The sequence below is a fragment of the Buttiauxella noackiae genome (genome assembly GCF_000737905.1).
GTDB lineage: Bacteria > Pseudomonadota > Gammaproteobacteria > Enterobacterales > Enterobacteriaceae > Buttiauxella > Buttiauxella noackiae.
On sequence record NZ_JPRU01000003.1, the window covers coordinates 151378 to 165551 of the forward strand.

The window sequence follows — 14174 nt, forward strand, 5'->3', positions numbered from 1 at the left end:
CTGTAAGTTAAAATCTTTTCTGTTATTCAATAATTAACAGGTATTGAGCATTCTGCAAACCCGCATGACGCCTTACAAGGGTGCTTACGCAAACTCAGATTAATACCCGCTTAAAACACCAGAGGAACGAATGCAGCAGAAAATTAACTGGATTGATAATTTACGCGGGATTGCGTGCCTGATGGTGGTCATGATCCACACCACCACCTGGTACATCACCAACGCAAATATTGTCACGCCATTTAGTTGGGATTTGTCGAACGTACTCAATTCAGCTTCTCGCGTCAGCGTTCCACTGTTTTTCATGATTTCAGGTTATCTGTTTTTTGGTGAGCGCAGCGCGCAGCAGCGCCACTTTTTGCGCATCGTCACATGTCTGCTGTTTTATAGCGTGATTGCGCTTATTTACATCAAGTTGTTCACCCCCATCAACGCTGGGCTTTCCCTACGTTACATCCTGCAAAAACCGGTGTTCTACCACCTGTGGTTCTTCTTTGCGATCATGGTGATATACCTGCTTTCACCGTTGATTCAGGTGAAAAAGGTTAATGCGATGGTGATTCTCGGGCTGATGGTTTTGCTCGGCGTCATCGCCAATCCAAATACCGTGCCGCAGACGCTTGGTGGTGTGAAATGGCTGCCGATTAATTTATATATTCGCGGCGACACGTTTTATTACGTGCTGTATGGCTTACTAGGCCGAGCAATTGGCATGCTGGAAACGGATAAGCGCTGGATTAGCGGGCTGGCTGCGGGCTTGTTTGCGTTGTGTATCTTTTCGATTTCCACTGGCACGCGCCACCAATTAGAAGTGAACGGTAATTTTGCCGATACTTTTTATGTCTATTGCGGGCCGCTGGTATTTATCGCCGCGATCAGTTTATTGGTGGTGGTAAAAAATTGCCTTAATAACAGGCCGTTGCCAGGTTTAGCTTTAATTTCGCAGCATTCGCTAGGGATTTACGGCTTCCATGCGTTAATTATTCACTTCTTGCGTACTCACGGTTACCAGTTAACCAGCTCGCCAGTTCTCGATATTTTGTGGATTTTCGGCGCAACCCTCGCCGGCAGTTTGCTGCTTTCCATGGGATTACAGCGGTTGGATACGCGAAAATGGGTGAGTTAAGCGTTCCTGGCACGGGCGCGATGCAACTGGCGGGGAGAAGAAAAACCCGCCGCGATAGCCGCCTGCTCCATCCGTTGCCCCTGCAATAAGCGCTGTTCAGCGACTGCCAGGCGTAATTGCTCCAGATAATCCCGTACTGAAATCCCCAAATGCTGTTGAAAAAGCCGTGATAAATGGCGCGAACTAACGTGAACTTTGTTGGCAATTTCCTGCACATCCCACGCCGATTCCGGTGCGGCTGACAACAAATCCTGTGCACGATGCACTGCCGGATGAATGTGGTTGCGATAGCGCAGCCAAGGCGATAACTGCGGGTCGTCGCCCGAACGGCGAAACCACACCACCATTTCACGCGCCACATCCAGTGCTGCTTTCGGGCCGCAATAGCGGTTAATCAGATGCAACGAGAGATCAATCCCGGAGGTAATTCCGGCACTGGTCCAGATGCTTCGGTCTTCGACAAAAATACGATTTTCTTTCACCTGCGCCCCAGGTGCTGCCGCTCGTAATCTCGCCAGCACATCGTGATGCGTGGTGCATTGCACACCATTCATCAGCCCCGCTTTCGCCGCCAGCAGCGAGCCGGAACAGACGCACATTAAATTGAGTTGCTGGCTATGAATTTGCGGTTGCAGGCGTGTCAGCCAACGGCGCACCGCTTCGGCTTGTGGCGTATCAAAATAGCGATTTGAATCGCAAACACCCGGCAAGACCAGCAAACTGCCTGTAGGGAAACTTTCCGGCAGCGGTTCGATACCGGAAAAATTGAGCCCAATTGAGGTAGTCACTTGTGGGTCCGGGCCGATGAAATGCAGATGAAAAGCGTCGCCTGCAAGCTTCAGCGTTTCCGCAGGGCCGCTCAGGTCAAGAGACAAAACACCAGGCAACACAACGAACCAGACCCCAATACTCACGATAAAGACTCCAGGCACTCTGCAACGGTTTGGATTTGCGCAAAACGCCCTGCCAGCACTGTTTCTGTGCGATGACATAGAGTTTGCGTATCCAGCGTAACCCCTTTCCAGCTCATCGGGAAGGTGAGCATCGCTTCGCTAACAAATGAAACGCGATAACCCAAATCGGACGCCACCCGCGTGGTGGTTTCGCAACATTGCTCGGTACGAATCCCGCAGATAATCAGGTGGTTAATGTCGCGTTGACGCAGCCAAAGATCGAGCCCGGTATCGGTAAATGCGTTGTGCACGTGTTTCTGGAACGCCACATCAGCATGATGTTGCAAGAAAGGCATTGCTTTTACATAGCCGGAAGCCAGCGAGAACGGGCCCTCATCGTCAACATGGAAGATATCCACCACCGGTATTTTCAAATCCTGGCAACCAGAGATCAGCTGTGAAATGGCTTGTTGAAATGCCGGAAAGTCATCTTCTTGCCAGTATTCACGATGGAAAAAAGATTGCTGCGTGTCGATATTAAGCAGAGCAGAACGGGACATTTTCGGACTCCTTATCACTGGGTGTAAACCCATTGTGACAAGGGTTAGCTTAGTTGCTAATACCAAAAACGGACATAGTGAGGGTGAATTGGGACAATCTTTTGTTTATCCATGCACACCGCCAGATTCAGCTGCAAAATGTGTTACTCTCCAGCCTGAAACCTCCTGGAGAAAACCATGATCAGCAAGGCAGCACGCCCAACGATAAGCGATGTCGCGAAAGCGGCAAAGACCGGAAAAACCAGTGTTTCCCGCTATCTTAACGGTGAGCAAAACGTGCTGTCCGATGACCTGCGTTTGCGTATCGAAACCGCCATCGCTGAACTCGATTACCGTCCAAGTCAGATGGCTCGCGGCCTTAAACGTGGGCGCACACGCTTAATTGGCCTGATCATCGCCGATATCACTAACCCCTACTCTGTCGATGTTCTAAGTGGCATAGAAGCTGCGTGCCGTGAAAAAGGCTTTACGCCGCTAGTCTGTAACACCAATAACGAAGTCGATCAGGAGTTACATTACCTGGATTTGCTGCATAGCTATCAGGTGGAAGGCATCGTGGTTAATGCGGTAGGTATGCGCGAAGAAGGGTTAAATCGCCTGCAACAATCAGCCCTACCGATGGTGCTGATTGACCGAAAAATCCCGGATTTTGCCTGTGACGTGGTTGGGCTGGATAATACTCAGGCTGCAACCACTGCAACCGAACACCTTGTCGAACAAGGATTTGAAGCCATTCTGTTCCTCAGCGAACCTCTCGGCACGGTGAACACCCGCCGCGAGCGCCTCAATGCTTTCCACTCCACCCTCAAACGCTTTCCTGGCATTGTCGCCGAAAATGCAGAAGTGCCTTTGCACGAAGCCGATTTGATGGATAACACACTGCGCCAGTTCCATTCCGGCCATCGGGGAATGCGTAAAGCTGTGATTTCGGCAAACGGTGCACTCACACTTCAGGTGGCCCGCTCCCTGCGACGTATCGGCCTGCACTGGGGTTCCGACATTGGCCTACTAGGGTTTGATGAACTCGAATGGGCGGAGCTTGCCGGTGTTGGTATCACGACACTTAAACAGCCAACCTGGCAGATAGGTTACGCTGCTCTCGAACAAGTCGTAAAGCGCATTGAAGACGGTAGTGACACCGTTTATGAACAGGTCTTTTCTGGCGAATTAATCGTTCGCGGTTCCACCACCCGTTAATCAATGTTCGTGATAGCGATCATAAATTAGACACTGCTGGCTTTTCTTTGGAACCGGTTCCATCTAGCGTAATAGTTATATTAGTTAGATGAGATTGGCCGGAGAATTTAATGCCGAGAAAAATTATTGTCGTCACTGCCGCTTACGGGCATGACCGTATCGCAGCGCTGGGAGGCCAACACGCACTGCTGCCGATTATCGCCAATGCCGGCGCTGACGGCGTGGAAATCCGCCGCGAATTATTTAGCCGCACTCAGCTTGATGCTCTGTCAGAACTGGCGCAGCAAATCGCTGAACATAATCTGCTGGCCTGTTACTCAGCCCCAGAACCGCTGTTTGTTGAAGACGGCAAACTGAATCCGCTCATACCTTCTTTGCTGCTTGAAGCCCACCAACTAAACGCAAGCTGGCTGAAACTTTCGCTCGGCCATTTTCGCGGCAGCCAGCAGTTCCCGGCTTTACAGCAGTGGCTGGCGCAAAGCGACGTGGCTTTGGTGGTAGAAAATGACCAGACCAGCAGCGGCAAACTCGCTCCAATGCAACGCTTTCAGGCCGCCTGCAAGGTGCTAAACCTTCCAGTGACGCTCACTTTTGATATGGCGAACTGGCTATGGGTCGATGAATCTCCAGAGGCCGCCGCACGCGTGCTGGCACCTTCAGTCAGTTATATCCACGTCAAAGCTGCCGTGCCACACCATTACCACTATCGGGCCATTGCGCTTGATGATGCCGAACCGCGCTGGCTCGAATTACTCAAAAACCTGCCAGCCGATGCGCCGCGTGGAATCGAATTTCCGCTTGAAGGCCGTGACCTGACGGCTGTCACCCGCCATTACGTCAACTTATTACGCGAGGAGTAAGCGATGCCGACACAACTTGATGTCATTACCATCGGTGAAGCGATGGCCATGTTTGTCTCCAGCCAAAGCGGCGATTTAGCAGCCGCAGAGCAATTTGTTAAACGTGTCGCAGGGGCAGAGTTGAACGTTGCAACTGGTCTTTCGCGTCTTGGCCTGAAAGTGGGCTGGGTTAGCCGCGTAGGCAATGACTCTTTTGGCCGCTACGTGCTGCAACAACTGGCGAAAGAGAATATCGACAGCCGGGGTGTGACGACTGACGAGCGTTTTGCTACAGGCTTTCAGCTTAAATCTAAAGCAGAAAATGGAACCGATCCCATTGTGGAGTATTTCCGTAAAGGCTCGGCAGCCAGTCACCTGTCAGTTGCGGATTTCAACGAAGAGTACTTTTGTTCGGCACGCCATCTGCATTTGAGTGGCGTGGCGGCAGCGCTTTCTGCCAGCTCATTAGAACTGCTCATTCACGCATCCAAAGTGATGAAAGAAAAAGGCAAAACAATTTCGTTCGACCCGAATCTGCGCCCGGTATTGTGGCAAAGCGAAGCGGAAATGGTGAAGCAGTTGAATAAACTCGCTTTCCAGGCCGATTGGGTGCTACCAGGCCTGAGCGAAGGTGCAATCCTGACTGGGCACAAAACTCCGGAAGCCATTGCGGATTTCTATCTCGACCACGGCGTGAAAACGGTAGTACTGAAAACCGGTGCTGACGGAGCGTGGTTTAAAACTGCTACTGGCGAGAAAGGCGCAGTAAATGCGGTGAAGGTCGAGAATGTTGTCGACACCGTTGGTGCTGGCGACGGCTTTGCCGTAGGGGTGATAAGCGCCCTGCTCGAAGGAAAATCCTTACCACAAGCTGTTAGCCGCGGTAACAAAATCGGCTCACTGGCGATACAAGTCATCGGCGATAGCGAAGGGTTACCCACCCGAGCAGCGCTTGGCGAATGAACTAAGATTGCATCTGCTGTGCCCTACACTCGGCATGATGCGTCTCTCCTCAACATAGAGGCTAGCCTATGAAAACCAATACAATTGCGCCAAAACGTTGGTGGTACATCATGCCAATCGTGTTTATCACCTACAGCCTGGCGTACCTTGATCGTGCCAACTTTAGTTTCGCGTCCGCCGCAGGCATTAACGAAGACCTCGGTATCACTAAAGGGATTTCGTCACTGTTGGGAGCACTATTCTTCCTCGGCTATTTCTTCTTCCAGATCCCCGGAGCGATGTACGCCGAACGCCGCAGCGTGCGCAAACTGATCTTTGTCTGCCTGATTCTGTGGGGTGCCTGCGCCTCATTGACCGGGATGGTCAGCAACATTCCAGCGCTGGCGGCGATTCGTTTTATCCTCGGCGTAGTTGAAGCCGCCGTGATGCCAGCGATGCTGATTTACATCAGCAACTGGTTTACTAAATCTGAACGTTCGCGGGCCAATACATTCTTAATCCTGGGTAATCCGGTGACGGTACTTTGGATGTCTGTCGTTTCCGGCTACCTGATTCAGGCATTCGGCTGGCGCGAAATGTTTATCTTTGAAGGTATTCCGGCGGTCATCTGGGCATTCGCCTGGTGGGTGCTGGTAAAAGATAAACCGACCCAGGTTGGCTGGTTATCTGATGCTGAAAAAGCGGCGTTGCAGGCGCAACTTGAGAAGGAACAAGAAGGAATTAAAGCGGTACGTAATTACAGCGAAGCCTTCCGTTCACGTAATGTTGTGCTGCTTTGCATGCAATATTTCTGCTGGAGCATTGGGGTATATGGCTTCGTGCTGTGGTTGCCATCGATCATCCGTAACGCAGGTGCCGCAGGAATGGGAATGGTTGAAGTCGGTTGGCTATCTTCAGTGCCATATCTTGCGGCAACAATTGCCATGATTGTGGTTTCCTGGGCTTCCGACAAAATGCAGAACCGTAAGCTGTTTGTCTGGCCACTGCTGCTGATTGGCGCACTGGCATTCCTTGGCTCATGGCTGGTTGGCGCTGATCACTTCTGGGTTTCCTACACCTTGCTGGTAATTGCAGGTGCCGCAATGTATGCACCGTATGGCCCATTCTTCGCGATTATCCCGGAAATGCTGCCAAGAAACGTCGCCGGTGGCGCGATGGCATTAATTAATAGCATGGGTGCGCTCGGCTCATTTGTTGGCTCCTGGTTTGTTGGCTACCTCAACGGCGCAACGGGCAGCCCGTCTGCTTCCTACATTTTTATGGGGGTAGCATTGCTTGCTTCTGTGTGGCTAACTCTGATAGTGAAACCGGCGAGAAACCAACAAATTCCGGTGGCAGCACACCACGCCTAATCTCAAGCCTGGCGGTCGTTACACCGCCAGGTCTGTATTTAACTGTTTAACGGAGAACGCCATGAAGCCGTCCGTCATCCTCTACAAAAAGCTACCTGACGACCTGCTGACCCGCCTTGAAAATCACTTTACCGTCACTCAACTGGACAACTTAAGCCCTGATACGCTCAAGCAAAATGCGCAGTTTTTTGCCAATGCGGAAGGGATTCTTGGCTCTAGCGAGAAAGTCGATAAAGCGTTTCTGGAACACACTCCAAAGTTGCGTGCCGCCTCAACGGTTTCTGTTGGCTATGACAATTTTGATGTGGATGCGCTGACTTCACGCGGTATCGCGCTGATGCATACACCAACTGTGCTGACTGAAACCGTTGCAGACACCATGATGACATTAGTGCTGGCTACAGCTCGACGTGCGGTGGAAGTGGCAGAGCGTGTGAAAATTGGTGAGTGGCAAAGCAGTATCGGGCCGGACTGGTTTGGCATCGACGTACACCACAAAACGCTGGGTATTCTGGGTATGGGCCGCATTGGCCTTGCACTGGCACAACGTGCTCACTTCGGTTTTAACATGCCGATCCTGTATAACGCTCGCCGACACCATCAGGAAGCAGAAGAGCGCTTCAACGCTCGCTATTGCGACCTCGATACGCTGCTGGCCGAATCTGACTTCGTCTGTATTTCTCTGCCATTGACCGATGAAACCTATCATCTGATTGGTGCTGAGCAACTGGCAAAAATGAAGCCTTCCGCAATTTTGATCAACGCAGGACGTGGCCCAGTGATTGACGAAAAGGCGCTGATTCAGGCATTGATAGACGGCAAAATTCACGCGGCCGGTCTGGATGTATTTGAGCAAGAACCGCTGCCAATTGACTCGCCGCTACTTAGCCTACCGAACGTTGTCGCCCTGCCACATATCGGTTCCGCAACACACGAAACTCGCTATAACATGGCGGCTTGCGCTGTAGATAATTTGATTGCTGCGCTCAGTGGTAAAGTGAAAGAGAACTGCGTGAACCCGCAGGTATTGAAGTAGAAACTAAAAAGCCAGTGGGAAAACTGCTGGCTTATCGTCTTTTTAACAACAGCTCCGGCATTCGACTCTGATGAATGATACCGATAACGACAATCCCTGCTTCGGCTTTTTGGTAATAGAGCATATGACTCATATAGGGAAAGCTCCATACACCCGGAAATAAGTCGTCAGATTCATCCATTCCCATCCCCGGCATTTTTGCCAAATGCTGTAGCGTAACTCGCATGCCAACCAGATATTCACGGGTAATAAGATCCCCAAATTGCTTCAATGAAAATCCCTTTAGCTCGCGCAAATCCTCTCGCGCATCTTCCGTCAGCTTATATCCAGCCATTAGAGATCCTTCAGTAACTCATCAAACGCGTCGTCACCATCACAGATATTGCCTGTTTTAATCTGAGCAACGGAACGTGCAAGCTTATCGCGCAGGTTCTGTAACTTGAGCTCTTCGATAGCGTTGTAATCGGCAATGGACATCACGACAACAGAAGGTTTGCCATTTTTGGTGATGCTCACTGGTTCACGCTGCGCTTTAGCAATCATTTCCCCAAACTGAGTTTTTGCCTGGTTGGCTGTAAAACTGATCATGCCTCACCCTCATTTCGATTAAATAGGTATAAATCGTTCGATTTATACCTATTTTAAACTACATAGTGAACAGGAGCGAGTTTTGTTACTTGGTGTCGGCCAGTTCATACACAAGAGCCAGAGAATAGATATTGTGAGAATTGAATCCAATAGTGAGGGAATAAGTTATGAACAAGCTTCGCAAAAGAGGAATTTAAACAAAATAAAAGGGATGAACCTTAACGGATCATCCCTTCTCAAAATCGAGTGTTAACTTAGAAATCAGTCTTTGAAAAACCGGTCATTTCTTCAAGATCCATTTCGCGGCCTAACGCCGTCATTGGATGCACGATAATCAGGCCACGTACCGCTTTCTTCAGCTTGCCCATGTCAGCCTGTTCTTTCTTGGTGATTGGACGTTTGTACGGCAGTGCCATCAATTTTTGTGCTTCTTTGCTCAGCTTCTGGTTGCGCACCGCTTGCAGGCGCACGATTTCGATTTCCAGCTTCGCTTTCTCTTTTTCCATCTCAGCATACTTTTCAGCGTCATTGATCAGATGCAGTTCTGGCATCTCATGACGGATAGCATCGAGACGATCGCTAAGACGTTTGATTTCTGCTTTTTCGATTTCTTTCATTTTTAATTAACCGTGAATAACTTTCATTGCTGGCAAGGATACACCATTCGGCGTGAGAGGGCGAAAAGGGACTTTATTTGTGATTACTTCTGGAAGGCTTTTTTTAAGCTGATCCGTGAGATCAGCTCAGTTAAAGAGAGCACCATCGTGGAACGAACTATTTGCTGGTAGCGCTGTTTTTGCATGGCAAACAGCTCAGGATCGCTGCCATCTACAAACTTTGGTGTCGGCGGTAGAGCAGAAACACAGTGCAGCTCACCGAATGGGCCAAGCATCTCATCATCGGTAAAATTATATTCATTACCGTCGTGATTTAACTCTTCACGCAGGGCCATCAGCAATTCGCAATCTTCGTACTCCGCGCGATTGAGCACGCCAAGCCCGTAGATAAGTTTAAGACGCACGGAGAGATCCCCTAATGGCCCGTCACCATCCAACAAGGGTTCAACCGCATATTTCACCGCATAGTCGTCTTTACGGAAGACCTGAAGCACCAGGATATTAACCGCTTCGGTGAGAAGTTCGACCGCGGCAATCAGCAGGCTGCGTACGGTTTTGCCGGCATTGAGACGCTCAAGCACACGGTTTTCAAAGGCCTGGGTTTCTTCCATCTTTGCCTGCATCACTAAAATTTTCTATTGGGTGCAGCATCCACTGCACCCGCTCTCTTCTCTTTAAGCTTTGGCGTCAAACGCCTTCACCGCCTGAGCTACCACGTCGCTATTGGCATCAAGGCCAGAAATTTCTGCGAGAGTGGCCTGTGGGCCTTTTTCTGCCAGCAGTTTTTCCAGCTCCTGAGCTTGCGGATCTTCTGCACTGCGGTAATGCATCGCTGCGGCAATACCTTCCACCAGGTTCTGGTGTGGCAAACCGTATTCAATGGTGCCAAGCAATGGCTTAATCAGACGGTCACCCGCACTTAATTTACGCAGCGGCTGGCGGCCTACGCGCTCCACATCATCTTTCAGGTACGGGTTCTCGAAACGACCAAGGATTTTCTGGATGTAGGCTGCGTGCTTGTCTGCATCAAAACCATAACGCTTGATCAGCACCGCACCACTTTCGTCCATTGCCCCTTTCACTACAGCGCGGACTTTTTCATCCAGAATGGCGTCGCGAATGGTCTGATGACCGGCCAGTTGGCCAAGGTATGCGGTTATAGCATGCCCGGTATTCAGCGTGAAGAGTTTGCGCTCAACAAACGCCATCAGATTATCAGTAAGTTCCATACCAGGAATGTTCGGGAGATCACCTTTGAACTGGGTTTTATCAACAATCCATTCGCTGAATGTTTCAACCGTGACTTCAAGCGGATCGTTAGTGGCAGATTCTGACGGTGGAACAATACGGTCAACAGCGGAATCAACAAAGCCAACGTGCTGCTCAACCCACGCTTGATCATCTTCTGAAAGCGCCTTCATCACATGAGCTTTAAGCTGGCTGGTGCCACGCACCATATTCTCGCAAGCGATGATGTTCAGCGGTTTCTCATTACCGTTGGTACGACGCAGAACCAGACCTTTCGCTACGGCTGGTGCAATGCGTTCAAGCACTACCGGTCCGACTGCCGTGGTCACCAGATCTACATCGGCAATCAGGGTAATCACTTCATCGCCAATACTGCTAACGGCATTAACATTGGAAACGGTGTCGATTTGCTTTTGCTCGCCAACAACGTGAACCTGGTAGCTATGGCGCGCATTCAGTGCGTCCAGCACAGTCTGGTTCACATCGGCAAAGGTCAGTTGAATACCGGCATCTGCCAGCAATTTTCCGATAAAGCCACGTCCGATATTACCTGCACCAAAATGTAATGCTTTCATGTCGTTCACCTTCTTAAATTTGAATTACCCGAGAGGGTTCGGGTGAGGAGGTTTGTGGTATTGACCACCCTCACCAGAACCCTCTCCCATTCGGGAGAGGGAAATGGAGACTTACTTCTTACCAGCCAACAGGTCGAGAACTTCCTGAACACTGGTGGTGTTCGCCAGGCGATCAATCACTGAATCATCATCCAGCGCGTTGGTCAGGCTGGTGATAACCTGGATGTGTTCGTTATTGCGAGCGGCAATACCGATAACCAGGCGGGCAATATCATCAGTTTCTTCACCGAAGTGAACACCGTGTGGATACTGGCAGAATACAACACCGGTTTTCAGTACACGGTCTTTCGCTTCAACTGTACCGTGTGGAACTGCGATACCTTCACCCAGATAAGTTGGGGTCAGTTTTTCACGTTCAAACATCGCATCAACATATTCAGGCTGGACGTAACCACCGTTCACCAGTTGCTCACCCGCAAAGCGAATGGCTTCTTCTTTGGTGGTGGCAGTCAGGCCAAGGAACACGTTGCCAGCCCCCAGGCGGAACAGCCCTTCTTCGCTTGGTACGAAGCTGTCTTCCAGGCTGCTCATGACCTTCACTTCTTTCTCGCTCAGGTTATGAGAGGCCACCAGACGCTCGGTCAGGTTGGAGTACAGGCTGCTGTCCAGGAAGTTGGTCAGAGAAATATGCTGTGCCTGTGGAACCTGACGCATCGCACGTTCGGTCAGGTCACGGTGCGTAATCACCAGGTCAACATCATCCGGCAAACTATTGATTGCACAGTTAGTTACGGAGATATTTTTCAGGCCTGCATCGCTAACTTTCTTACGCAGCACACCAGCACCCATAGCACTTGAACCCATGCCTGCATCACACGCTACGATGATTTTACGTACGTGGCTCAGGTCGTTAGACAGGCCAGCACCTACCGCCAGTGGCGCAGTTGCACCTTTGGATTCTGCTTTCATCTCTGCCATACGGCGAGCTGCTGCTTCGATATCGTCTTCTTCTTTAACTTTGCTGGTTTTCAGCAAGATTGCTGATACCACGAAGGAGACTGCGGTTGCTGCAACGATTGCTGCGATGTTCGCGAAGTACGCACCTTTTGGTGTCATCGCCAGAACTGCCAGGATGGAACCCGGAGATGCCGGAGAAACCAGGCCGCCGTTCAGGATAGTCAGTGTGAACACGCCAGTCATACCGCCGAGGATAACGGCCAGAATCAGACGTGGGTTCATCAGTACATATGGGAAGTAAATTTCGTGGATACCGCCCAGGAAGTGGATGATTGCCGCGCCGCCCGCAGACTGCTTAGCATTGCCGCGACCAAAGAACATGTACGCCATCAGCACGCCCATACCAGGACCTGGGTTTGCTTCAATCAGGAAGAAGATTGATTTGCCCAGTTCGTGGGACTGCTGAATACCCAGCGGTGAGAAGATACCGTGGTTGATTGCGTTGTTCAGGAACAAGATTTTCGCAGGTTCTACGAAGATAGAAGCCAGTGGCAGCATGTCATGGACAACCATGAAGTTAACGCCCGCCGCCAGTACTTTGGACAGGACTTCAACCGCAGGGCCAATACCCATGAACGCCAGAATCGCCAGAATCATACCGATGATGCCAGCAGAGAAGTTGTTCACCAGCATTTCAAAGCCGGATTTGATTTTGCCGTCTACCCACGCGTCGAAATGTTTAATCGCCCAGCCACCCAGAGGACCTGCAATCATCGCGCCGAGGAACATCGGCATATCCGCACCGACGATAACACCCATAGTCGTGATTGCACCAACCACACCACCACGGTCGCCACCGATTAAGCGACCACCGGTATAACCGATGAGCAACGGCAGCAGATAGGTAATCATTGGGCCTACCAGTTTCGCCAGTGTTTCACTTGGCAACCAACCGGTCGGGATAAATAAGGCGGTGATAATACCCCAGGCGATAAACGCGCCGATGTTTGGCATTACCATGTTACTCAGGAAACGACCAAAGCTTTGCACTCTGATCTTGATATCGGATGACATACGCACACCCCTTATTGTGTTTACGCGCTGAAAAGCAGCCCGAGGTTTATTGTTAATGTGGTGGCAAGCAACGCTGCCAGATGCTCTAAGTGAGGCGAATTTGGCACTGAATCGTGAAACTGTCCAGCGAGCGGAAATTTATGTGATGAAGATCACCAATTGATGGGGGCAGCTAACTACGATCAGGAGATCTACGTCACATAATCAGTGTGTAAAAAAAACACAGTAGCTATTTTTTGCGCATAGTTGACGCCTAAACGTGATGGAAATCACATTTCATAGTTGTGACTTTGTTATTTATATGTGATTAGCATCACAAGAAATTTTAAGTGATTTTTATGGAGTGTGATCCGGGGCAACCCGGCGATGCCGGTTCATTAGATTTTGTCAGAAAATTACAGCGCAGCGGCAAGTTCGGGCTCTCACCATTTCAGATGCACTACCTTTTACTGCATCCTGATCCATACTTAGTTTTTGTCGATTAAAAATGGACGATGTAATGAAACTTATTGGTAATTACACCAGCCCGTATGTGCGCAAAATCTCAGTGATAATGCTGGAAAAAGGCATAACTTTTGAATTTGTAAACGACAACCCCTGGACTTCAGAAAGCAGCACACCGCAATACAACCCGCTCGGCAAAGTCCCGGCGCTGGTCACCGGCGATGGGCAATACTGGTTCGATTCACCGGTGATTGCCGAATATCTTGAGTTGTTGGATATCGCCCCTGCCCTCATTCCACGCGAGCCCTTAGCCGCACTGCAGATGCGCCAGATAGAAGCGCTGGCCGATGGCATTATGGACGCGGCTCTGGTTTCGGTACGCGAACGCCAACGTCCGCCGGAGCAGCAATCTGAAACGGAACTGCTGCGCCAACGTGAAAAAATCAGCCGCAGCCTGACAATGCTTGAACAGTACGTCGCAGATAAAAAACTGGATGCGGAAAACCTAAGCGTCGCGACCATTGCAGTGGCATGTGCTGTGGGCTACCTCAATTTCCGTCGCGTTTCACCAGGCTGGTGTGTCGACCGCCCGCATTTAGTCAAACTGGTTGAGAAACTTTTCGAACGTGAAAGTTTTGCACGTACTGAACCGCCAACAGCATGATCTCCCGCCATGACAGGGGGGCAACTCCCCCTGTAAACTAT

At 50.4% G+C, this 14174-nt stretch carries 15 protein-coding genes; 7 read left to right on the top strand and 8 right to left on the bottom strand.

The genetic code is table 11. The annotated features are described in order from the left end of the window. Nucleotides 1-130 precede the first annotated feature (130 nt). The gene (locus IX31_RS16565; RefSeq protein WP_034460422.1) at nucleotides 131-1126 is read left to right on the top strand and encodes an acyltransferase; all 996 of its coding nucleotides are present in this window, start codon (nucleotides 131-133) and stop codon (nucleotides 1124-1126) included. Here the strand turns inward: IX31_RS16565 and IX31_RS16570 are convergent. Next, nucleotides 1123-2040 carry a GlxA family transcriptional regulator gene (locus IX31_RS16570; RefSeq protein ID WP_034460424.1) on the bottom strand — a complete coding sequence of 306 codons (918 nt, stop codon included), beginning with the start codon at nucleotides 2038-2040 and terminating at the stop codon, nucleotides 1123-1125. The genes IX31_RS16565 and IX31_RS16570 overlap by 4 nt on opposite strands. Then, a complete protein-coding gene (locus IX31_RS16575; protein ID WP_034460425.1) occupies nucleotides 2037-2579 on the bottom strand; it encodes an isochorismatase family protein in 543 nt (180 codons plus the stop codon). The genes IX31_RS16570 and IX31_RS16575 overlap by 4 nt, the downstream gene beginning before the upstream one ends. Nucleotides 2580-2756: 177 nt before the next feature. Between IX31_RS16575 and IX31_RS16580 the strand changes: the two genes are divergently transcribed. From IX31_RS16580 to ghrB, 5 genes are all read left to right on the top strand, one after another. Then, nucleotides 2757-3776 carry a LacI family DNA-binding transcriptional regulator gene (locus IX31_RS16580; RefSeq protein ID WP_034460426.1) on the top strand — a complete coding sequence of 340 codons (1020 nt, stop codon included), beginning with the start codon at nucleotides 2757-2759 and terminating at the stop codon, nucleotides 3774-3776. 110 nt (nucleotides 3777-3886) lie between these two features. Beyond that, a complete protein-coding gene (locus tag IX31_RS16585) occupies nucleotides 3887-4636 on the top strand; it encodes a sugar phosphate isomerase/epimerase family protein (RefSeq protein WP_034460427.1) in 750 nt (249 codons plus the stop codon). Between the two features lie 3 nt (nucleotides 4637-4639). Further along, a complete protein-coding gene (locus IX31_RS16590) occupies nucleotides 4640-5578 on the top strand; it encodes a sugar kinase (protein ID WP_034460429.1) in 939 nt (312 codons plus the stop codon). 68 nt (nucleotides 5579-5646) lie between these two features. Beyond that, on the top strand, nucleotides 5647-6930 hold the full coding sequence (locus IX31_RS16595; RefSeq protein ID WP_034460431.1) for an MFS transporter: 1284 nt from the start codon (nucleotides 5647-5649) through the stop codon (nucleotides 6928-6930). 61 nt (nucleotides 6931-6991) lie between these two features. After that, nucleotides 6992-7966, top strand: a complete 975-nt coding sequence (gene ghrB / locus IX31_RS16600) for a glyoxylate/hydroxypyruvate reductase GhrB (protein WP_034460433.1) — start codon at nucleotides 6992-6994, stop codon at nucleotides 7964-7966. Between the two features lie 31 nt (nucleotides 7967-7997). Here the strand turns inward: ghrB and IX31_RS16605 are convergent, their stop codons facing one another. The 6 genes from IX31_RS16605 to IX31_RS16630 all read right to left on the bottom strand — a co-directional run bounded on the left by IX31_RS16605 (nucleotide 7998) and on the right by IX31_RS16630 (nucleotide 13025). Next, nucleotides 7998-8300, bottom strand: a complete 303-nt coding sequence (locus IX31_RS16605) for a type II toxin-antitoxin system RelE/ParE family toxin (protein ID WP_034460435.1) — start codon at nucleotides 8298-8300, stop codon at nucleotides 7998-8000. Next, the gene (locus IX31_RS16610; protein ID WP_034460437.1) at nucleotides 8300-8554 is read right to left on the bottom strand and encodes a type II toxin-antitoxin system Phd/YefM family antitoxin; all 255 of its coding nucleotides are present in this window, start codon (nucleotides 8552-8554) and stop codon (nucleotides 8300-8302) included. The genes IX31_RS16605 and IX31_RS16610 overlap by 1 nt, the downstream gene beginning before the upstream one ends. Nucleotides 8555-8808: 254 nt before the next feature. Beyond that, nucleotides 8809-9171: a YibL family ribosome-associated protein gene (locus tag IX31_RS16615; RefSeq protein WP_034460439.1), complete on the bottom strand. Its 363-nt coding sequence runs from the start codon at nucleotides 9169-9171 to the stop codon at nucleotides 8809-8811. 83 nt (nucleotides 9172-9254) lie between these two features. Further along, complete coding sequence (gene mtlR / locus IX31_RS16620; protein ID WP_034460441.1) at nucleotides 9255-9794, bottom strand: mannitol operon repressor MtlR; 540 nt, start codon at nucleotides 9792-9794, stop codon at nucleotides 9255-9257. A 51-nt stretch (nucleotides 9795-9845) separates the two neighbouring features. Beyond that, nucleotides 9846-10994 carry a mannitol-1-phosphate 5-dehydrogenase gene (mtlD, locus tag IX31_RS16625; RefSeq protein WP_034460443.1) on the bottom strand — a complete coding sequence of 383 codons (1149 nt, stop codon included), beginning with the start codon at nucleotides 10992-10994 and terminating at the stop codon, nucleotides 9846-9848. 111 nt (nucleotides 10995-11105) lie between these two features. Further along, nucleotides 11106-13025 carry a PTS mannitol transporter subunit IICBA gene (locus IX31_RS16630; protein WP_034460444.1) on the bottom strand — a complete coding sequence of 640 codons (1920 nt, stop codon included), beginning with the start codon at nucleotides 13023-13025 and terminating at the stop codon, nucleotides 11106-11108. 499 nt (nucleotides 13026-13524) lie between these two features. On the opposite strand from IX31_RS16630, the gene IX31_RS16635 reads away from it, so the two are divergent. After that, nucleotides 13525-14133 carry a glutathione S-transferase gene (locus IX31_RS16635; RefSeq protein ID WP_034460446.1) on the top strand — a complete coding sequence of 203 codons (609 nt, stop codon included), beginning with the start codon at nucleotides 13525-13527 and terminating at the stop codon, nucleotides 14131-14133. Nucleotides 14134-14174 lie beyond the last annotated feature (41 nt).

Excerpts from the sequence above, each read along its gene's own strand:
- IX31_RS16565 (WP_034460422.1), top strand. The coding sequence starts at position 131 with ATGCAGCAGAAAATTAACTGGATTGATAATTTACGCGGGATTGCGTGC.
- IX31_RS16575 (WP_034460425.1), bottom strand. The coding sequence starts at position 2,579 with ATGTCCCGTTCTGCTCTGCTTAATATCGACACGCAGCAATCTTTTTTC.
- IX31_RS16580 (WP_034460426.1), top strand. The coding sequence starts at position 2,757 with ATGATCAGCAAGGCAGCACGCCCAACGATAAGCGATGTCGCGAAAGCG.
- IX31_RS16585 (WP_034460427.1), top strand. The coding sequence starts at position 3,887 with ATGCCGAGAAAAATTATTGTCGTCACTGCCGCTTACGGGCATGACCGT.
- IX31_RS16590 (WP_034460429.1), top strand. The coding sequence starts at position 4,640 with ATGCCGACACAACTTGATGTCATTACCATCGGTGAAGCGATGGCCATG.
- IX31_RS16595 (WP_034460431.1), top strand. The coding sequence starts at position 5,647 with ATGAAAACCAATACAATTGCGCCAAAACGTTGGTGGTACATCATGCCA.
- ghrB (WP_034460433.1), top strand. The coding sequence starts at position 6,992 with ATGAAGCCGTCCGTCATCCTCTACAAAAAGCTACCTGACGACCTGCTG.
- IX31_RS16605 (WP_034460435.1), bottom strand. The coding sequence starts at position 8,300 with ATGGCTGGATATAAGCTGACGGAAGATGCGCGAGAGGATTTGCGCGAG.
- IX31_RS16610 (WP_034460437.1), bottom strand. The coding sequence starts at position 8,554 with ATGATCAGTTTTACAGCCAACCAGGCAAAAACTCAGTTTGGGGAAATG.
- IX31_RS16615 (WP_034460439.1), bottom strand. The coding sequence starts at position 9,171 with ATGAAAGAAATCGAAAAAGCAGAAATCAAACGTCTTAGCGATCGTCTC.
- mtlR (WP_034460441.1), bottom strand. The coding sequence starts at position 9,794 with ATGCAGGCAAAGATGGAAGAAACCCAGGCCTTTGAAAACCGTGTGCTT.
- mtlD (WP_034460443.1), bottom strand. The coding sequence starts at position 10,994 with ATGAAAGCATTACATTTTGGTGCAGGTAATATCGGACGTGGCTTTATC.
- IX31_RS16630 (WP_034460444.1), bottom strand. The coding sequence starts at position 13,025 with ATGTCATCCGATATCAAGATCAGAGTGCAAAGCTTTGGTCGTTTCCTG.
- IX31_RS16635 (WP_034460446.1), top strand. The coding sequence starts at position 13,525 with ATGAAACTTATTGGTAATTACACCAGCCCGTATGTGCGCAAAATCTCA.